At 66.3% G+C, this 20,277-nt stretch carries 13 protein-coding genes; 11 read left to right on the forward strand and 2 right to left on the reverse strand.

Features of this window, described 5'->3' with window-relative positions; translation table 11 throughout:
* The first annotated feature begins 23 nt into the window (after nt 1–23).
* The 9 genes from CR919_RS00215 (at nt 24) to cueR (ending at nt 12,125) form a co-directional block, all read left to right on the forward strand.
* The gene (locus tag CR919_RS00215) at nt 24–1,613 is read left to right on the forward strand and encodes a calcineurin-like phosphoesterase family protein (protein ID WP_099818310.1); all 1,590 of its coding nucleotides are present in this window, start codon (nt 24–26) and stop codon (nt 1,611–1,613) included.
* Nucleotides 1,614–1,661: 48 nt separating this feature from the next.
* The gene (locus CR919_RS00220; RefSeq protein ID WP_025874818.1) at nt 1,662–1,946 is read left to right on the forward strand and encodes a hypothetical protein; all 285 of its coding nucleotides are present in this window, start codon (nt 1,662–1,664) and stop codon (nt 1,944–1,946) included.
* 85 nt (nt 1,947–2,031) lie between these two features.
* Nucleotides 2,032–3,054, forward strand: coding sequence for a glucokinase (locus CR919_RS00225; protein ID WP_099818311.1), 1,023 nt, complete (start codon nt 2,032–2,034; stop codon nt 3,052–3,054).
* Between the two features lie 52 nt (nt 3,055–3,106).
* Nucleotides 3,107–4,105 carry a N(4)-(beta-N-acetylglucosaminyl)-L-asparaginase gene (locus CR919_RS00230; RefSeq protein ID WP_099818755.1) on the forward strand — a complete coding sequence of 333 codons (999 nt, stop codon included), beginning with the start codon at nt 3,107–3,109 and terminating at the stop codon, nt 4,103–4,105.
* On the forward strand, nt 4,102–4,833 hold the full coding sequence (locus tag CR919_RS00235) for a copper homeostasis protein CutC (protein WP_099818312.1): 732 nt from the start codon (nt 4,102–4,104) through the stop codon (nt 4,831–4,833). The genes CR919_RS00230 and CR919_RS00235 overlap by 4 nt, the downstream gene beginning before the upstream one ends.
* A gap of 289 nt (nt 4,834–5,122) precedes the next feature.
* The gene (locus tag CR919_RS00240) at nt 5,123–5,581 is read left to right on the forward strand and encodes a hypothetical protein (protein ID WP_099818313.1); all 459 of its coding nucleotides are present in this window, start codon (nt 5,123–5,125) and stop codon (nt 5,579–5,581) included.
* 287 nt (nt 5,582–5,868) lie between these two features.
* Complete coding sequence (locus CR919_RS00245) at nt 5,869–8,826, forward strand: TonB-dependent receptor (RefSeq protein WP_099818314.1); 2,958 nt, start codon at nt 5,869–5,871, stop codon at nt 8,824–8,826.
* A gap of 332 nt (nt 8,827–9,158) precedes the next feature.
* Entirely contained in the window at nt 9,159–11,660 is a 2,502-nt protein-coding gene (locus CR919_RS00250) for a heavy metal translocating P-type ATPase (RefSeq protein ID WP_099818315.1), read from the forward strand.
* 12 nt (nt 11,661–11,672) lie between these two features.
* Nucleotides 11,673–12,125 carry a Cu(I)-responsive transcriptional regulator gene (cueR, locus tag CR919_RS00255; protein WP_099818316.1) on the forward strand — a complete coding sequence of 151 codons (453 nt, stop codon included), beginning with the start codon at nt 11,673–11,675 and terminating at the stop codon, nt 12,123–12,125.
* A gap of 76 nt (nt 12,126–12,201) precedes the next feature.
* On the opposite strand, the gene CR919_RS00260 is transcribed toward cueR, so the two are convergent.
* Together CR919_RS00260 and CR919_RS00265 are read right to left on the reverse strand one after the other, a co-directional pair.
* Entirely contained in the window at nt 12,202–12,396 is a 195-nt protein-coding gene (locus tag CR919_RS00260) for a heavy-metal-associated domain-containing protein (RefSeq protein ID WP_099818317.1), read from the reverse strand.
* Between the two features lie 151 nt (nt 12,397–12,547).
* Entirely contained in the window at nt 12,548–15,622 is a 3,075-nt protein-coding gene (locus CR919_RS00265) for a TonB-dependent receptor (RefSeq protein WP_099818318.1), read from the reverse strand.
* Nucleotides 15,623–16,648: 1,026 nt separating this feature from the next.
* Here CR919_RS00265 and CR919_RS00270 point away from each other — a divergent pair.
* Together CR919_RS00270 and CR919_RS00275 are read left to right on the forward strand one after the other, a co-directional pair.
* Entirely contained in the window at nt 16,649–19,087 is a 2,439-nt protein-coding gene (locus CR919_RS00270) for a GH92 family glycosyl hydrolase (RefSeq protein ID WP_165787234.1), read from the forward strand.
* A gap of 96 nt (nt 19,088–19,183) precedes the next feature.
* A complete protein-coding gene (locus CR919_RS00275) occupies nt 19,184–20,233 on the forward strand; it encodes a LacI family DNA-binding transcriptional regulator (RefSeq protein WP_099818319.1) in 1,050 nt (349 codons plus the stop codon).
* Nucleotides 20,234–20,277: the final 44 nt, after the last annotated feature.

Genomic DNA, 20,277 nt, shown 5'->3' on the forward strand with positions numbered 1-20,277 from the left:
CTTCTTTTTCCCGGACCGCCCCCATGAAACTGCCTGCCGCCTGGCTGTGCTGCCTGTTGCTGACCTCGCCGGCCTGGGCCGCGGACACCGTGGTCAGCGGCAAGGTCTATCTGGAGCGAGACGGCAAGCCGGGCCGCGGTGCGACCGATCCGGGCCTGGCCGGCGTGCAGGTGTCCAATGGCGAAACCATCGTCAAGACCGCTGCCGACGGCAGCTACAGCCTGCCGGTGCGTGACGGCCAGACGGTCTTCGTGATCAAGCCTGATGCCTATTCCTTCCCGAAGGCCGCCGACGGCCTGCCGTCGTTCTGGCGGCACTACCGGCCGAACGGTTCCCCTGCGCTGAAGTACGGCGGCATTGCGGCCACCAGTGACGTCGCCCGCAACTGGGACTTCGCGCTGCAGAACGACCGGCATGACAGCCGCCGTGGCTTCCAGATGCTGGTGTTCACCGATTCGCAGACCGCCAGCCTGCAGGACATCGGCTACTACCAGCAGTCGATCGTGGCGCCGCTGGTGGGGCAGACCAAGGCGCGTCTGGGTACCACGCTGGGTGACATCGTCAACGACGACCTGACCCTGTACCCGGCGATCAACAAGGTCACCACCGAACTCGGCGTGCCGTGGTTCCACGTGCCCGGCAACCACGACCTGGATTTCGACGCGGCCAATGACGCGCATTCGCTGGACAGCTGGCGCAACATCTACGGCCCCGATACCTATGCGGTGGAAGAGGGCGGCGCCAGCTTCGTGTTCCTCGACGACGTGGTGTACGACCCCACTGCCAAGCCGAAGTATGTCGGCGGCCTGCGCGAGGATCAGTTCGCCTTCCTGGCTGCGTATCTGAAGGGCCTGCACAAGGACCGCCTGCTGGTGCTGGGCATGCACATTCCGCTGTTCGACGCGGCACCGGGGCGCGAGACCTTCCGCCATGCCGACCGCCAACGCCTGTTCGACCTGCTGAAGGACTTCCGCAACGTGCTGGTGCTCAGTGGCCACAGCCACACCCAGCAGCACGTCTACCACGGCAAGGCTGACGGCTGGCAGGGTGCCAGGCCGCTGCACGAGTACAACGTCGGTGCCAACTGCGGTGCGTTCTGGTCGGGTGTGAAGAATGCCGCCGGCGTACCGGACAGCACCATGAGCGATGGCACGCCGAAGGGCTATGCGCTGCTGGACGTGGCTGGCAATGGCAGCTACCGCCTGCAGTACCGGGTGGCCGGTGCAGCCGCCAGCGAGCAGATCGGCCTGCATGCGCCGAAGGTGCTGCGCAAGGGCGCGTACCCGGCGTGGGGCATCTACGCCAACGTCTACATGGGCGAGGACGCCAGCGTGGTCGAGTACCGCGTCGATGGTGGCGCCTGGCAGCCGATGAAGCAGGTCAGCCAGGCTGATCCGCGGCTCATGGTGGAGAACGTCGCCGACGATCTGGCCTCGACGTTGCGCGGCTACGACCGTTCGCCGGAAGCCACCGCTTCGCCGCACCTGTGGCGTGGTGCGTTGCCGACCGATCTGGCCGTGGGCAGCCACAAGGTCGAGGTGCGTTCCACCCAGCCCGATGGTGCGGTATTCACCGCCAGCACCAGCTACAGCCTGCAGACCGCGCAGCCCTGAGCGCGGGCAGGGCTGTCCTCACGCACTTCCATCACGAAAGGACGCAGCATGGATATCCGCTTCATGGCCGGCACCACGCCGGTCACCCTCAGCCGCCACTGGTTCACCGGCGCGATGATGCTGCAGAGCGCCAGCGAGAAGGTCTGGGTGCAGCATCCGCTGCATCCGGGCACGCACTTCTCGTTCTCGCTGGTACAGTCGTGGCAGCGTCATATCGCCGGCCACGAAGTGCTGGTGGAGCGGACCCGGCCGCTGCTGTTCGCCGGGTTCCGCCCGCAGCGCCTGCGGGTGCTGGTGGACGGCGTGCAGGTGGCCGAGCAGGAAGGCATGTGAGCCCGGGCGGCGGCATCGCCGCGCTAGGCAAAGGACGGCCGATGCCTGAGAATCGGCACGATTCAATCGATCCAAGCAGGCCAGCGTGAACGTTGCAGCAGCGTCTCCGGTTCCATCCGACCCCGCCCGCAGCGGCGTTCCACGCAGCCTGGTCGTCGCCGATGTCGGCGGTACCTTCGCCCGTCTGGCGCTGGCCGAGACCCTGCCGGGGCAGGCGCCGCGGCTGGGCAGCTACCGCACCTACGCCTGTGCCGACCACCCCAGCCTGGCGGCGATCCTCGCCGATTTCACCGCCAGCCTCGGCCAGCCGATGGCCAGTGCGGTGGTGGCCATCGCCGGCCTGCTCGACGGCGACACCCTGATCAACGCCAATCTGCCGTGGACGGTATCGCTGTCGGCAACGCGCCGCGATTCGGGCCTGCCCGACCTGCAGCTGATCAATGATTTCGAAGCGGTGGCGCTGGCCATTCCGTACCTGCAGGCCGATACGCTGGTGCCGCTGAACGGCGACGCCGATCCGGCCAAGACCTTCCCGGCGCTGGTGCTCGGGCCGGGCACCGGCCTGGGTGCGGCACTGCGCTTCGCCGATGGCGAGCGCCCGGTGCTGGCCAGCGAGATCGGCCACGCTGCGTTGGGCGCCGGCAACGCGCTGGAACTGCACGTGCTGGGCCAGTTGCTGCAGCGCTGGCCGCACGTGGACAACGAACGCGTGCTGTCCGGCAGCGGCCTGATGAACCTGTACCCCTGCCTGTGCGAACTGCGCGGCGTGGCGCCGCAATGGACCAGCACCGAAGCGCTGATCGCGGCTGCGCGGCAAGGCGACGATGCGCTGGCAGTGGAAACCCTGCAGGTGTTCTGCGCGTGGCTGGGCAGCCTGGCCGGTGACGCAGCGATCGCCGTCGGCGCGCGCTCGGTGTACCTGGCCGGTGGCATTTCCACCCATGTGCAGGACTTCCTGGCCGACGGCCGTTTCCGTGAGCGCTTCCTCAACAAAGGTGTGCTGACCGACGTGCTGCGCCAGGTGCCGGTGTGGCGGGTGGAACATGGCCAGCTGGGCGTGCTCGGTGCAGCGGCCTGGCACGCAGCGCGGACGCCCGCGCACGATTGATCGGCGCTGCCGGCATCGGGCCGGCGGGCGCAGCATGCAGACGGAGGCGAAGATGGTGGATCGCAGGCAGTTCCTGCAGGCCGGTGCACTGGCCGCGGGTGTGGCAGCGTTGCCGGTGGTGAAGGCGCGCACGCAGGGCGGGGCCAAGGTGGTATCGACCTGGGACTTCGGCGTGCCGGCCAACCAGGCCGCGTGGAAGGTGCTGGCGCAGGGCGGCAGTGCGCTGGATGCGGTGGAAGCCGGTGCACGCTGGGCCGAAAGCGAGCTGTGCAACCCCACCGTCGGCCATTGCGGCAACCCGGACCGCGACGGCGTGCTGAGCCTGGACGCCAGCATCATGGATGGTGACGGCCGCTGTGGCGCGGTCGCTGCGCTGGTCGACATCCTGCATCCGGTGTCGGTGGCCCGCAAAGTGATGGAGAAAAGCCCGCACGTGCTGCTGGTGGGCGAGGGCGCCCAGCAGTTCGCCGTGCAGCAGGGCTTCGAGCGCCAGCACCTTCTGACCCCGAAGGCCGAAGCGGCGTGGCGCGAATGGCTGAAGACCGAGAAGTACGCGCCGCAGATCAATGCCGAGCGCCGCGGTCTACCCGGCAACAGCGACAACCACGACACCATCGGCATGCTGGCACTGGACGCCAAGGGCAATCTGGCCGGTGCCTGCACCACCAGCGGCATGGCCTGGAAACTGCACGGCCGGGTGGGCGACAGCCCGATCATCGGCGCCGGCCTGTACGTGGACAACGAAGTGGGCGCCGCCACCGCCTCGGGTGTGGGCGAAGAGATGATCCGCAACGCGGCCTCGTTCCTGGTGGTCGAGCTGATGCGCCAGGGGCGCTCGCCGGCACAGGCCTGCCGCGAGGCGATCGACCGCGTGGTGCGCAAGCGCCCCGAAGCCAGCCGCACGCTGCAGGTCTGTTTCCTGGCAATGAACAAGCAGGGCGAGGTGGGTGCGTATGCGCTGCATCGCGGCTTCGTCTACGCAGTGTGCGACGCGCAGCGCCAGGATGACCTGCGCGACTCGCCGTCGATCTATGCGAGCACGCAGGCGTGAACGTGCGCCGCACGCTGGAGGTCGCCAGCAATTCGGTGGCTTCGGCGTTGGCCGCGCAGGCCGGTGGCGCAGACCGCATCGAACTGTTCGACAATCTCGCTGAGGGCGGCACTACGCCGTCGTTTGCCAGCATCGCCATAGCCCGCGAGCGGCTGCAGATTCCGTTGTTCGTGCTGGTGCGACCACGCCCGGGTGATTTCCACTACGACGCGCTGGAAACCGAGCTGATGCTGCGTGATATCGCGCAGTGCCGCGCGCTGGGCTGCGACGGCGTGGTGATCGGTGCGCTGGATGAACAGGGCGACATCGATTGGCCGCTGTGCCTGGAACTGGTGCGGGCGGCCGGCCCGCTGCAGGTGACCTTCCACCGTGCGTTCGATGCCGCCCGTGACCTGCCCTCCGCGCTGGAGCAGGTGATCGGGCTGGGCTGCCAGCGCGTGCTGACCTCGGGCGGCCAGGTCAGCGCCGAGGCCGGCGCGGATGTGCTGGCAGGTCTGGTCACGCAGGCGGCGGGGCGCATCAGTGTGATGGCCGGCGCGGGGCTGGGCCCGGCCAATATCGCCGCCGTCGCACGACGGAGCGGCTGTACCGAACTTCACGCCTCGGCCAAGGGCCTGCGGCGCTCCGCCATGCAGTTCCAGAACCCGGCATTGCGCGGTTTGGATCCGGACTGGAGCCAGACCGCCACCACGACCGTGGCCGCACTGCGGCAGGCGTTGGACGGCTGACCGTCGCCCGGGGTCGGATCCCTTCGCAGAAGGGCTCCGACCCCATTGCCGAACGCGCACCCGTTGCCGAAAAGTGACGCTTCTGACATGCGCGGATGGACAGTCCGTCCGCCAAACTGCGGAATGCAGGGGCATCCGTGTTTCCGAATGGACGATCAAGTAAGGATTGTCGACAGTGGGGTCCAACTCCCTGTGGCAACGATCCTCCTTCCGCATGCCTCGACTGCTCTTGCTACTTCTCTGTCTGCTGCCAATCGCCGCAATAGCTGCAGATGAAGGACAGCCACCAGTGTTGATCTGGAAGGCGGCCGGTCCGGAGGGAAGCAGCACCGGCGCTGTGCTGAGCGGGGTGACGCTGGCACCCTCTGCTACAGGGGCGTTCGTCGACACTCGCGTACATATGCTTGGAAACAAACGCTTTCGGGCGCTGTATCAGGTGTTCGATTCAAACCCCTCCAATCCGACGGGCCGCTGTGGCGCGGGGCGCGAGATCCATTTGTTCGTTTACGAATTGACCCGGCCGAAGCCCATCGAACGCGGCAGTGTAGTGATCAGCAGCTGCCTGGAGACCGTGTCCCTCGCCAGTCTGAACTCGGGAAGCCCCGGCAGTGAATCCGACTTTTCTTCCGTGACCTGGCAGGACGACGGGTTCACCATCGAGTGGTGGGGTATCGGACCCGGAGGCAACGCATCGAGCCACTACGCGCTCCGCGATGGGTGGTTTGTTCTAGACCCACCGGACCTTTGAAGTCGTTGAAGACGGACAAAACCGTTCCGCGCGTGTTTGTCGCAATCGTGTCATCGCTTCGTGCGTAGTTCTCTCAGCGATGTTTCTCAACCCGTTGAATTCTCTCGACACCAGGAGCCGATAGCGACATGTTGCAGCGCGTTGCTGCGTCGCCGCATGCCGGGCGTGGTTCAGCTGTGCTTTAGTTTGGATCGATCCACAGGGGAGGGTGATCGAATCGAGATGGATCGATTCAACGCCCGGGATCGCCATCCGACCGCGCGCCCACCATCCAAGAGCAACCACCCATGGCTCAGTCCGTCCGCAACCGTCGTCATCTGCTGTCCCAGGCCCTCGTGCTTGCCTTGCTGCCCTTCGCAGCGGGCGCACAGGAAGCGACTACGTCCTCCACCAGGGACCTCGATGCCGTCACCGTTACCGGCTCGCGCATCAAGCGCGCCGGCGTCGAGGGCCCTGCCCCGGTCAACGTGATCACCGCCGCACAGATCCAGAAGGAAGGCTTCGTCACCGTCTACGACGCCCTGAAGACCCTGACCGAAGCGACCGGCACCGTCGAAGCGGCATCGCAGTGGGGCTCGCACACGCCCAATGCGAGTGGCCTCAACCTGCGCGGCATGGGCCCCAACCGCAGCCTGCTGCTGGTCAACGGCCGCCGTGTGGCCGACTACCCGCTGCCCTATGGCGGCGAGACCAATTTCTCCAACTACAGCAACATTCCTGCCGCTGCCGTGGAGCGCATCGAAGTGCTGACCGGCGGCGCGTCGGCGATCTATGGATCCGACGCCATCGCCGGCGTGGTCAACGTCATCCTGAAGACCAACTACGACGGCGACGAAGTGCGCGTGCGCGGTGGTACCTCCACCGAAGGCGGCCGCGATACCTGGGATCTGTCGTGGGCGGGCGGCAAGACCGGCGACAACTGGAGCGTGACCTACGCCCTGCAGTACACCAAGCGCGATCCGCTGTTCGGCCGCGACCGGCCGCAGATGGACGACGCTGACGATGCGCTGTACCCGTCCTGGAACATGGAACAGCGCAAGGTCGGTTTCCGTCCCACCGCGGGCCTGGCGCTGATCGACCCGAGCACAGGCCAGCGCCTGGCACCGCCGGACGGCACCTGCGAGAAATTCGCTGGCGAGTACTACACCGCCGATCGGCTGGTCTACAACTACAACGCCAATACGGTGAGCAACACCGGCCGCCTGTGCGGCATGAGCGCCGACTACGCCAACTGGCTGCTGACCGGTGGCTCGGAGAACGTGTCGGGCAATCTCTATGGCACCTTCGATTTTGGTGACGGCCTGCAGGCCTGGAGCAATCTGGCGGTGTACCGGTCCGAGGCGATCTGGGGCACCAACCCACCCAGTGTTTCGTTGATCGACGATGCCAACGGTTATTACTGGGACGCCAACCGCAATCGCCCGGTGCTCGGCGTGCGCCAGTTCACCCCGGACGAAGTCGGTGGCCTGGACACGCTGCGCAATACCAACCGCGAGTTGTCGTGGGATATCAGCGCAGGCCTGCGTGGTCGCCTGGCCGATCGCTTCGACTGGAGCGCTACGGTCGGCCGTTCCTACTACCGCGTTGAGGAGCGACAGAATGTGGTGGACGAACAGAAGTCGTACGACTTCTTCCTCGGCCCACGGCTGGGCACCACCGGCGACGGTGAGGCCATCTACGCATTGAACGAGTCGCGCTGGTGGAACCCGATCACCCCGGACCAGTACTGGCAGATGGGCACCGTCGCGAAGAATCGCGCGTCCTCCTACGTCAACCAGGCCTCGGCCGACATCACCGGTGAACTGTTGCAGGGCTGGGCCGGGCCGATCTCGTTCGCGGCGGTGGCCGAAGTAGCGAAGCAGGGCTATCACCTCAGCCCGGATCCGCGCGCCGGCATCGATTTCGATCTGCAGAACGTGGATCGTGGCGGCGGTGAGCGCACCCGCTATTCGGCCGGTGTCGAGTTCAAGATCCCCTTGGCCGACAGCCTGATCGCCACCGCTGCGGCACGCTACGACCGTTACGGCAGCTACAAGGCCGACGGCGGCGGCGAGGCGCTGGATGTCGGCAGCCAGAAGGAAACCACCTGGAATGCCGGCCTGGAATGGCGTCCGTTCGAGTCGCTGCTGGTGCGCGGCTCCTACGCGACCAGCTTCCACGCGCCGGACATGCACTACCTGCTGGGCCAGGCCAGCAGCTCCGAAGTGCTGACCTACGACCGCCTGCGCTGCATCGAGAGCGGCGCGTATCTGGTCAACAACTGCGGCGTGGGCAATACCGATGTCTGGTACGCGTTCGACGTGAACCGTCGGGGTACGCCGCTGCTGCGCTCGGAGACCGGCAATTCGTGGACGGTCGGCTTCGTCTGGGACGTACTGCCGAACCTGTCGATGAGCGCGGATTACTGGGCGATCAAGCTGGAAGACATGATCGTCGACGTCGGTGCGGACGAAGTGCTGGCCAGCGAGGCCGGCTGCCTGACCGGCAAGAACATGGACGGTACGCCGTGGGCGAATCCGGCGGGTGAGGCTTACTGCGCCGGCATCCTGGCCCGGGTGAATCGTGACAGCAGCGGACGGTTGGTGTCGATCGAGCGCGGGCCGTTCAACCTGGCCAGCCGCGAAGTGCGTGGTATCGATCTGAGCGCGCGCTATCGGCTGGAGACGGCCGCATGGGGCAGCTTCCAGCTGGGGGTGAACTACACCAACCAGATCTCCACGAAGGAGCAGCGCTACGCCAACGACCCGAACCCCGAGCGCCGCGACCGTGACCTGCGCAGCAAGCTGCGCGCGAGCCTGGCCTGGCAGGGAGGAAACTGGAACGCGAACGTGTATGCCGACCGCATCGGCTCGGTGCCGGGTGTGCGCTACCACTGGGGCACCGACCGCCTGGACAACCCTGGCGGCTGCCTGCCGTTCGCCGATGGCTACGTACCCAGCGACAGCCCGTCGCTGAACTGCCTGGAGCCAGCCACGCGTCCGGATGGATCGGCCAATACGAACCCGAACGCCGGGCAGCAGACGGCGCGCTATTACGGCCGGGTCGGGCCGTTCATTACCTGGAACTTCAACGTCGGCTACCAGGTGACCGAGTTCATGAAGGTCAATCTGTACGTGAACAACGCGTTCAACGCCACCAGCTGGAACCACAAGGACCCGTACAAGGTCGACTACGATTTCGCTCCGACGCGTCTGTTGGGAGCGGTGGGGCGCGAGTTCGCGCTGGAGTATGTGTTCACGTTCTGAGGGACGGCGGCGCCGGGGCATGACCCGGCGCCAGCCACAGGGTGACGGGCAGCCACGCATGGCGTGGCTCTACTGGGCGCGCGGGACGCCGGGCGGCCACGCTTGGCGTGGCTTTACTGGGCGTGCGGGATGCCGGGCAGCCACGCATGGCGTGGCTCTACTGGGCGTTCGGGATGCCGGGTGGCCAGGCATGGCGTGGCTCTAACCAGGCTTTGCAGTAGATCCACGCCATGCGTGGATGGGCCCTTGGCCGGGCGGGGTGGATTTGACCTTCCCACGATGGCAAGGTCTAGGCTGGTCATCTCTCCAGATGGAACCAGGGAAACCAGGCCATGAGCACCTCAAGCGTTACCGCCGTCCCCGGGACGGCTTCCACCCTCAGCCTGCCGATCGAAGGCATGACCTGCGCCAGCTGTGTTGGCCGGGTCGAAGCGGCCCTGGCCAAGGTCGAGGGAGTCGCCAGCGTGTCGGTCAACCTGGCCACCGAGCGTGCGGACATCCGCTCCTCTGGCCGGGTCGACCGCGACGCCCTGATCCAGGCGGTGGAAAGCGTGGGCTATGAGGTGTCGGCTGCGACCACCGAACTGGCCGTGGAAGGCATGACCTGCGCGTCCTGCGTCGGCCGCGTGGAGCGTGCGCTGTTGGCGGTGCCGGGCGTCAGCCAGGCCAGCGTCAACCTGGCCACCGAACGTGCGACCGTGCGCGGCGTCGCCGGCATCGACGCATTGGTGGCGGCGATCGACAAGGTGGGCTACGCAGCGCACGCGATTGATGGCGTCGCCCAGGTCGATGAGGAAGCGGCGGAAAAGAAGGATGCCGAGCGGGTGGCGCTGAAACGCGACCTGATCCTGGCCAGCGTGCTGGCAGCCCCGGTGTTCGTGCTGGAAATGGGCTCGCACCTGATTCCCGGCATGCATCACTGGGTGATGTCCACGATCGGCCTCCAGGCAAGCTGGTACCTGCAGTTCGTGCTGACCACGCTGGTCCTGGCCATTCCCGGCCGGCGCTTCTACCAGAAGGGCTTCCCGGCGCTGCTGCGCCTGGCGCCGGACATGAACTCGCTGGTGGCGGTGGGTACCGCTGCGGCATTCGGCTATTCGGTGGTGGCCACCTTCATGCCGCGCCTGCTGCCGGCGGGCACGGTGAATGTCTACTACGAAGCGGCGGCAGTGATCGTCGCGCTGATCCTGCTCGGCCGCTTCCTGGAAGTGCGCGCGAAAGGCCGCACGTCAGAGGCGATCAAGCGCCTGGTCAACCTGCAGGCCAAGGTGGCGCACGTCAGCCGTGAGGGTCGCATTGTCGACATCCCGATCAACGAGGTACTGTTGGGCGATCTGCTGGAAGTGCGTCCGGGCGAGCGCGTGCCGGTGGATGGTGAGGTGACTGAAGGTCGCAGTTTCGTCGACGAGTCGATGATCACCGGCGAGCCGATCCCGGTGGAAAAGTCGGCCGGCAGCAACGTGGTCGGCGGCACCGTCAACCAGAAGGGCGCACTGACCCTGCGTGCGACGGCGGTGGGCGGGCAGACCATGCTGGCGCAGATCATCCGACTGGTTGAACAGGCACAGGGTTCCAAGCTGCCGATCCAGGCCGTGGTCGACAAGGTGACGCTGTGGTTCGTGCCGGCGGTGATGCTGGCGGCCCTCGCTACGTTCCTGGTGTGGCTGATCTTCGGGCCGTCGCCGGCGCTGACCTTCGCGCTGGTCAACGCCGTGGCCGTGCTGATCATTGCCTGCCCGTGCGCGATGGGGCTGGCGACGCCGACCTCGATCATGGTCGGCACCGGCCGCGGTGCCGAGATGGGCGTGCTGTTCCGCAAGGGCGAGGCGCTGCAGTTGTTGAAGGACGCCAAGGTGGTGGCGGTGGACAAGACCGGCACGCTGACCGAAGGCCGCCCGCTGCTGACCGACCTGGAGATCGCCGACGGCTTCGATCGCGCGCAGGTACTGGCCCGGGTGGCAGCGGTGGAATCGCGCTCGGAACATCCGATCGCCCGCGCCATCGTCGAGGCGGCGACAGAGCAGGGCATCGCGCTGCCGGAGATGGTTGATTTCGAGTCGGTGACCGGCATGGGCGTGCGTGCCACCGTCGATGGCGCACGCGTGGAAGTGGGCGCCGATCGTTTCATGCGTTCGCTGGGCGTGGACATCGGTGCGTTCGCTGCATTGGCCGAGCGCCTGGGCAACGAAGGAAAGTCGCCACTGTATGCCGCCCTCGATGGCCGCCTGGCGGCGATCATCGCAGTTTCCGATCCGATCAAGCCGAGTACGCCGGCCGCCATTGCCGCCCTGCACCAGCTTGGCCTGAAGGTGGCCATGATCACCGGTGACAACGCTGCTACCGCGCAGGCCATCGCCCGCCAGCTCGGCATCGATGAAGTGGTGGCCGAAGTGCTGCCGGAAGGCAAGGTGGAGGCGGTACGCCGGCTGAAGGCGGCTTACGGTCAGATCGCGTTCGTCGGTGATGGCATCAACGATGCGCCGGCGCTGGCCGAGGCCGATGTCGGGCTGGCGATCGGCACCGGCACCGACGTTGCGGTGGAATCGGCTGACGTGGTGCTGATGTCCGGCAACCTGCAGGGCGTGCCCAATGCCATCGCGCTGTCGAAGGCGACCATCGGCAACATCCGCCAGAACCTGTTCTGGGCCTTCGCTTACAACACCGCATTGATCCCGGTCGCGGCCGGTGCGCTGTATCCGGTATGGGGCGTGTTGTTGTCGCCGGTGTTCGCCGCCGGTGCCATGGCCCTGTCCAGTGTGTTCGTGCTCGGCAACGCGCTGCGCCTGCGGCGCTTCCAGGCGCCGATGACGGACGCGTCCCATGTGGCCCACTGAAGGAGCGATTGCATGAACATCGGTGAAGCATCGAAGGCCTCCAGCGTGTCGGCCAAGATGATCCGCTATTACGAGCAGATCGGCCTGATTCCGCAGGCTGACCGCACCGGTGCGGGCTATCGCGCCTATTCGCAGGCCGACGTGCATCGGCTGCGTTTCATCCGCCGCGCGCGTGATCTCGGCTTTTCGGTAGCCGAGATCACCGACCTGCTGGGCCTGTGGAACGACACGTCGCGGCATAGCGCGGATGTGAAGCGCCTGGCCGAGCAACACATCGATGACCTGGAACAGCGCATCGAGAACATGCGGCAGATGGCCGATACATTGAAATCGCTGATCAGCTGCTGCGCTGGTGATGATCGACCCGAGTGCCCGATCCTGCAGCGGCTGGGTGAAGGCGAGGAGGGCGCTGCGCCGGTTGCAGCGCCCGCAGGGGCAGTACGCAGGCGCGCGCGCAGGACCTGACCAAGACAGATGGAAAAGAAAATGCCCGCCCGGCAGTTGCACGGGGCGGGCATCGTTCATGCAATTGGCAGGGTGATCAGGCGGTACGCGGCGGGAAACCCGCTTCGCTCAGCGCCGCGACGATCTGCGCTTCGCTGGCCGAGGTCTGCACCTGCACGCGACGGCTGGCCGGGTCGGCCGACACGGTCGCTGCCGGGTCGACCAGCTCGATCGCCTTGGTCACGCTGCGTGCGCAGCCACCGCAGGTCATGCCTTCCACATGGAATTCCATCTGTAGCTCCTTTGATGCTCTGGGGGTGGAGCCAGTGTGCACGTTCCAACGATGGCAGGGTCAAGCGATACGCTGAACAAAAAACGGCAGCCACCTGTACCAGCGCGGCTGCCGTGGAGGATCGTCCCCGCGCGCAGGCGGGGGTACTGCGTTAGAACTTCCAGTTCACGCCGAAGTACAGCTGGCGGCCGGCGTAGATGTTGGACAGCAGGCGGGCCTGGCTGTCGTTGCCCAGATAGCTGCGCAGCTCGGACTTGGTGGCGTTGAGCACCGAGGCGGTAACGGTCCAGTCCGGAGTCAGGTTGTAGGCCACGTTCAGATCGAGCTGGTCGTAGGGCTTGGTGTAGGTGGTGAGGCCGTTGTTGAGGCCGCCGACCACTTCACCGCGACGGTTGTACGAGGCGCGTGCGAGGAACTTTTCGTTCTCGTAGAACACGGTCACGTTGGCCTGGTTCTTGGCGCTGCCCACCAGCGGCGAGGAACCGATCTCTTCGCCATCCAGCACGATCGAAGCCAGGTTGGTGTCGTTGTAGGTGTAGTTGGCCTGCACGCCCAGACCGAAGTCGAAGGTGTACTGACCATACAGCTCCACACCCTGCGAGACACCGTCACGGCCGTTGGCCTGGGTTTCATACTTCTGCACCGTCACCGATTGCCCGCCAACGGTCATCTGCTGGTCGCGCACCACCGGCACGGTGAAGTTGTCGACGTTCTTGCGGAACAGCGCCACGCCGGCCACTGAACCCGGCTTGAAGTACCACTCCAGGCCCAGGTCGAACTGCACGGCCTCGAACGGCTCCAGCGCCTTGTTGCTGCCCGAGCCGTACCAGCCGGGGGTGTCGGTGCCGCCGGCGACGCGGCGGTCGTTGCTGTATTCCTCGCTGACGTAGCGCAGGCCGCCCGGGTAGGCGATGGAGGTGTAGCTCGGGCGGGCGATCACCTTCGATGCGGCACCACGCAGCACCAGATTGTCGGTGATGTCCCAGGCGATGTTGAAGCTGGGCAGGAAGTCGGTGTAGGTCTTGTCCAGCGAGCTGAGCGTGTAGACCTTGTCACGGACCTGGTTGTCCGGCAGGCGCACGAATCCGCCCTGGCAGCGCAGGTTCGGATCGGCGGCCGGATCATCGCAGCTCATCGGTGCGCCGCTGGCGTTGTCCACGAAGTAGTCGTTGAAGCGCTCGACCGAATCGCTGGACTGGGCGAACTGCTTGGTGCGCACCACGCGCACGCCGACGTTGCCGCGCACGCGGTCGGTACGGAAGTTGGCCTGGAAGTAACCCGAGTAGATCTTCTCGTTGACGTCGTAGACGAAGTCCTCCTCGGTACGGTTATGCGAGCCGCCGTAGGTCTTGTTCAGGTAATCGATGTAGGCCGGGTAGTTGATGCCCGGGAACACGTTGGCGTTGAAGCCACCGGTGATGTTGCTGATCGGATTGGACAGGAAGAAGCCCGGCTGGGCATTGCCGGCGGTCGGATCGCAACCGGCCTGGTAGCGGTTGTTGTCATAGTCGGCCGGATCCAGGCCCGGGCACACCCAGTAGGTGTTGCCGGTGTTGCGGTGGACCTGGCCGTCACGGTACTTGGCGCCGAACTGGATCGAGTCCAGCCAGCCGGCTTCGAACATCTTGGTGACGTCGGCCTGGAAGTAGTTCTGCTTGACCTCGGTCTGCATCCACGACGAATCGGTCGAGCCGGTATCCACTTCGGCGATGCCGGCCATCAACTGCTGCTGCAGGTCCGGCGAGAACTGCACCGACGGCGTACCGGTCAGGTCCCACGCGGTGTACTGGTTACCCGACTGCCATTGGTTGCCGACCTTGCGGCGCGGCTTGGCCGACATCCGGAAGTTCATCGACGGGCCACCTTCGGACCAGGTGCGGCCACCGGTGAACGAGGCCTTCCACAGCGGGCTGATGTCCCAGTCGATGGTCAGGTCGGCAGTCTGCGAGAGCGCCTTTTCCTTGCTGTAGCCACCGGTCAGCTGCGGGGTGGGGATGGTGCAGTCGTCCGGGCCCCAGCCACCGGGCTTCATGCCGGCCGCTGCGGCTTCGTCTTCACTGCAGTAGTAGGTCTTGCCGGCCAGCTTTTCGTACTGCGCACCGGTGACGATGCTGCCGCTGGGGTCGAAGCTGAGCCCGTTGAGCAGGCGGCCGCCATCCCAGTTGCCGTCCTGGTTGTAACGGGCCAGGTTCCACTCCGGCACCTTCAGCATGTTCTGGGTGTAATCACCCTGCAGTTCGAAGCGGAAGTAATTGGCGGTCAGGGTCAGGTTGTCGATCGGCTTGAACTGGAAGGTCAGCTGGCCGCCCTTGCGCTCGCGCTTCTCTTCCTTCACCGCGAAGTTCACCGAGGTCGGCATGAAGAACTCGCTGTAGTTCTTGCCGGTCTGGTTGTTGAAGCCGGACTGGCCCCACCAGTAGTGGATGCCGTCCTGTTCCAGCAGGTTGCCGTTGGCATCGCGGGCGGTGGTGTTGTTGCCGTACCACTGGTAGTCCTCGGTGCTGGCTTCCATGGTGCGGCTGGTGCGCTTCTGCTGGGTCACGCCGACCAGCACGCCGAAGCGCTCGTCCTTGCTGTGCCAGGAGTACAGCGCCGACACCTGCGGGTCGACGTCGTGGCTGGTATCGGACGAGGTGCCTTCCAGGTTGACGTAGCCGGAATTGGCTTCCATCTCCAGCGGGCGGCGGGTGTGCAGGATCACCGTGCCGCCGATGCCGCCTTCGTCGATGCGCGCTTCCGGCGACTTGAACAGCTCGGCGCTGGACAGCATGTTCGACGGCAGCAGGGTGTAGTTGAACGAGCGGGTGGCTTCGTTGTTGGTTTCCGACGAGGCGACGAAGTTGCCGTTCAACTGGGTCAGGGTCAGGTCGGGCGCGAGGCCGCGCACGCTGACCGACTTGCCTTCGCCACCGCTGCGGGTGATGACCACGCCGGGCACGCGCTGCAGCGCGTCGGCCACGTTCTTGTCGGGGAACTTGCCGACGTCCTCGGCGGTGATCACTTCGACCACAGCGTTGGCGTCGCGCTTCTGCTGCAGGCTCTTTTCGATCGCGTAGCGGTAGCCGGTGACCTGGACGCTGTCCAGGGTGGTGGCGTCCTGCGCGCCGGTCGTTGCCGCCTGCTGCGCGGAAGCGCCAAGCGGAGCGACGGCGGCGGCCAGCGCCAGCGCGATGGCCAGCGACAACGCGTCGTGGCCCTGCGTACGTGTTGATTGCTTCATTGCCATCTCTCCCTCTCTCCTGGATTGATCCGGTGACTGACTGACGCGGAAACTTGAATCGATCTAATTCGTGATGCCGATCTTGCCTTCGCCGTGCAGATGCAACGAGCGCCTGGCGGATGACGCGGCACGTCCTGTCTTGCTCCCCAACTCCGGGCCATCGCGCTGTCGTCTTGGATCGATCTAAGCGATGGGCGGGGCGATTTTTAGCACGGCCGACGTGCCGACGCATGTTGCTGCGCAATATGGCAGCGACGTGTCGTACAAATGACCCTTTGTGGAAAGTTGCTGTAAGCGGTTACATGCGCAAACGGGGTGGGTCGGCCGGGCTGCGCCCGGCACCCGCAGAGGCCGAAGCCAGGGCAACAGCAACAGCAACAACAACAGCGGCTTTCCGTGGGATGGCGGGGTGGGTCCGGTTGCGGGGGACGCTGCAAGTACGTCCCTGTAAGCTCGGTCGCGCCATCCGTGGCGCTCACGCCCCCGCAACCGGACCCACCCCGCCTTCGACAGATTCCCGACGCCTTTGGTGGGTGTGGACCTTGGTCAACACTTGGATCCACGCCATGCGTGGATGAAATCCAATTCCATTCGATGATTTCGAAATCGGTAGGAACATCCATCCACGCATGGCGTGGATCTACCAGACATCAGGAAACTGTCAGGGGTGGGGCGGTGTGGGTGTGCAGGACCGTTGGCGCCATGGATGGCGCCATCGAGCCCCCATGGATGGGTTTACGGCGTGTCCTGCGTACCCACACCGCCCCGCCCAGCTCGGCAACCTGATTCTGCCCTTGCTCCGGCCTCTGCGGGTGCCGGGCGCAGCCCGGCCGAAGCCCCCTCTCATGCTGCGCCGCAGAATGCATTGGGCGAAATTCCCATGCTCTACTTGAATCGATCTAAATCCGCCGGGGTGCGGATTTGTACCGATGGAAACGAGGGCTCGGCCTGTGCTGCCGGTCTTCGCTGCCGCCCTGCCGCCAAGGAGTCCTGCCCGTGACCAGGTTGTCCCGCCGTCGTCCCGCCCGCCGCCTGTCGGCATTGTCCCATCGGCCCTTGGCCCGCATCGCCTGCCTGCTGGCGCTCGCGGTGACGCCCTGGCTGCAGGCCGCACCGGCCGCGCTGGAGCGCGAGGTCAATACCTTCATTGGCAGCAAGGATGACGGCAACACCTTCCCCGGTGCCTCGGCGCCGTTCGGCCTGATCCAGGTCAGCCCGATTGGCAGCCACTATTCGGGCTGGCGCTACGACGACGACAAGATCCGCGGCTTCGGCCACTCGTTCCTCTCCGGCGCCGGTTGCTGGGAGCAGGGCGGGCAGGTCTCGGTGCTGCCGGTGACCGGCAGCATCGGCCCCGGCGGTGATTTCGATACCGGCAACCCCAAGCAGTTCGACCACAAGGCGTATGCCTCGGCCTATACCCATGACGGCGAAATCGGCCAGGCCGGCTACTACAAGGTGCGCCTGACCAGCTACGGCGGCATCGATGCCGAAGCCACCGCACGTACCCGCGCAGCTGCCGAGCGCTACACCTTCAGCCAGGGCAAGGGCGATGGCCACGTGCTGGTCAATGTCGGCCAGGCCAACGAGCGCCACTCGGTGATCGGCAGCGTGGTCGATGTGGTCGGCGACCGCGTGGTCGAAGGCAAGCTGGTCACCAAGAGCTTCTGCGGTGGCCATCAGTACACCACCTGGTTCCGTATCGAGTTCGACCGCCCGTTCAAGGCGCATGGCACCTGGGGCGAGGGCGGCGGTCTGCCGGGCGCGCGGCACAGCATGGAAGGCGAGCAGAAGCCGAATGGCGCGTGGCTCAGCTTCGACCTGGCCAAGGGCCAGTCGGTCACGGCCGTCAGCGCGATTTCGCATGTGGACGCCGAAGGCGCGCGCACCAACCTGCGCGCCGAGGGCATGCAGGGCGGGGCGCTGCTCGGCTTCGATCGCATGCGCGCGCTGTCGCAGCAATCGTGGCGCGAGCAGCTGGCACGCGTCCGCGTGCAGGGTGGCAATGGCGATGACCGCACCGTCTTCTACAGCGCGCTGTACCACGCGCTGCTGCAGCCGATGACCGGCAATGATGCCGACGGCCGCTACCGTGGTTACGACGATGGCATCCATCGCGCCGATGGCTGGACCTACTACGAGTACTTCTCGCTGTGGGATACCTACCGCGCACAGAACCAGTGGCTGGCGCTGACGCGCCCGGACGTGGCGCGCGATATCGGCCGCACCCTGCTGGCGATCGACGAGCAGGGTGGTTGGCTGCCGCGCTGGGGCTATGCCAATTTCGAGACCAACATCATGACCGGCGACCCGGTCACCCCCTTCATGGTCGATCTGTGGCGCTTCGGTGCACTCAAGGGCCGCGAAGGACAGGCATGGGATGCGCTGCGCCGCAACGCGTTCGGCACGCCGCCACTGAACTCGCGGATGGCCGGTCGCTCCGGCAACCCGACCTACCTGGACAAGGGCTACGTGGTTTACGACCGTGCGTTCCCGTCCAAGGGCATGGACGTCGATCCTCACCATGGTGGTTCGGCAACGCTGGAGTACGCACTGGCCGACTGCGCGCTTTCGCAGATGGCCGATGGCCTCGGCCATGCGCAGGACGCGGCGACGCTGCGTGAGCGCGGTCGCAACTGGCGCAAGGTGTGGGACCCGCAGGTACGCGATGCGGAAACCGGCTTCAGCGGCTTCCCGCGCCCGCGCACCGAAGACGGCCAGTGGTATACCCCGGCTGATGGCCATTACAGCCCGCGCTCGCACCATGGCTTCCATGAAGGCACCGCCTGGCAGTACCAGTGGCTGGCGCAGCAGGACATGCCGGGGCTGGTCGAAGCGATGGACGGTCGCGAGCAGGCGGGCCGCCGCCTGGATGCGTTCTTCGCGATGGATGCACTGCAGGCCGACCCGCTCAATGCGGCGCGCCGCGAGTGGGTGGTGGGCCCGTACAGCTACTACAACCAGTTCCGCTACAACCCCAACAACGAGCCCGACCTGCATTCGCCGTGGCTGTACACGCTGATCGGCCAGCCGTGGAAGACCGCCGCAGTGGTGCGTGCGGCGCAGCAGCTGTTCACCAATGCGCCCAATGGCGTGACCGGCAACGATGACCTCGGCACGATGTCGGCCTGGTACCTGTTCAGTGCGATCGGCGTGTACCCGGCGGTGCCGGGCAGCGGCGAGTTCCTGCTGCATACGCCGCGCTTTGCCAAGGTCGAGGTCGAGCTGGGCAACGGCCGCACCCTGCGCATCGAGGCGCCCGGCGCCGATGGCCGCCGCCTGCAGTACGTGCAGGGCGTGCAGGTCGATGGCCAGGCACATGCCCCGGTGTGGCTGGGCTGGAACCAGCTGCAGCAGGGCCCGAAGCTGCGTTTCGCCCTCGATGGCACGGCGCCGACGCAGGGCTGGGGCACGGCGGTGAAGGATCTGCCGGTGTCCTGGTGCGCGGCCCCGGGCAGCCAGCTGCACTGAGCCGGGCTGTGCCGTTCGAGGCAACCCAGCGAACGGCACGGCACGACAGGGCCGCGATCCATTAGGCTTGAGCATCCATCGGAGTGCGGGAAGACGATGAACGACAACGGCGACAGTTCCAGCAAGCGTTCCGGCAAGGCGGTGACGGTGACCGACATCGCCCGTGCCATCGGCGTTTCGCGCGCGACCGTGTCGCTGGTGCTGCGCGGCAGCCCGCTGGTCAACGTCGATACCCGCGCCCGGGTGGAGGCTGAGCTTCGCCGCCAGCGCTATGTCTACAACCGCGCGGCGGCGAACCTGCGGCGACGCACATCGTCCAGCATCGCGCTGGTCATCAACGATCTGTCCAACCCGTTCTTCGCCGAATTCGCTTCCGGTGTGGACGAGGCACTGGGCGGGCGTGGCTACGTGACCCTGCTCGGCAGTACCGGCGAGTCACCCGAGCGCCAGCAGGCGGTGCTGTCCACGTTGATGGAGCACACGCCTGCAGGCCTGATCCTGTCGCCGGCCGAAGGCAGCGATGCCGCGCTGCTGCGGCAGGCGCTGGGTGCCAATGCCAACGTACTGCTGTTCAACCGCGAGCTGGAAGGCGCCGAGTGGGACTTCCTGACCCTGGACAACCAACATGGCGCCTACCTGGCCACCCGCCACCTGATCGAGCGCGGTCATCGCCAGATCGCCTTCTTCGGCGGTCATGCGGCATCGAGTTCCTGCCACCAGCGTCGCGCGGGTTTCCAGCAGGCACTGGCCGAAGCCGGGCTCGCGCTACCGCCGGGCTGGATGATCGAATCGGCACCCAACCGGCTGGAAGCGGCCGCGCGCACCGACGAACTGTTTGTCGACGGCCATCGGCCGAGCGCGGCGGTCTGCTACAACGACACCGTCGCGCTGGGCCTGATGCTGGGCCTCAACTCGCGCGGCATCCGTCCCGGCGGTGATTTCGCGGTGACCGGCTTCGATGATATTTCCGAAGCGTCGGTCGCCGTGCCGCCGTTGACCACCTTGACCGCCGATCCGCGCGAGCGCGGCCGGCAGGCGGCGTCCCTGCTGCTGCAACGACTGGAGGAACCGGATGCGCCCCCACGGCGCACGGTCGCCCCGGTACAGTTGCGCATCCGCGAAAGCAGTGCCGCACGTCCGAACTGATGCTCTGCTGCTGAACTGATTGCACCCTTCCACGCACCAACGAC

This window comes from Stenotrophomonas sp. LMG 10879, assembly GCF_002750935.1.
Lineage (GTDB): Bacteria > Pseudomonadota > Gammaproteobacteria > Xanthomonadales > Xanthomonadaceae > Stenotrophomonas > Stenotrophomonas lactitubi_B.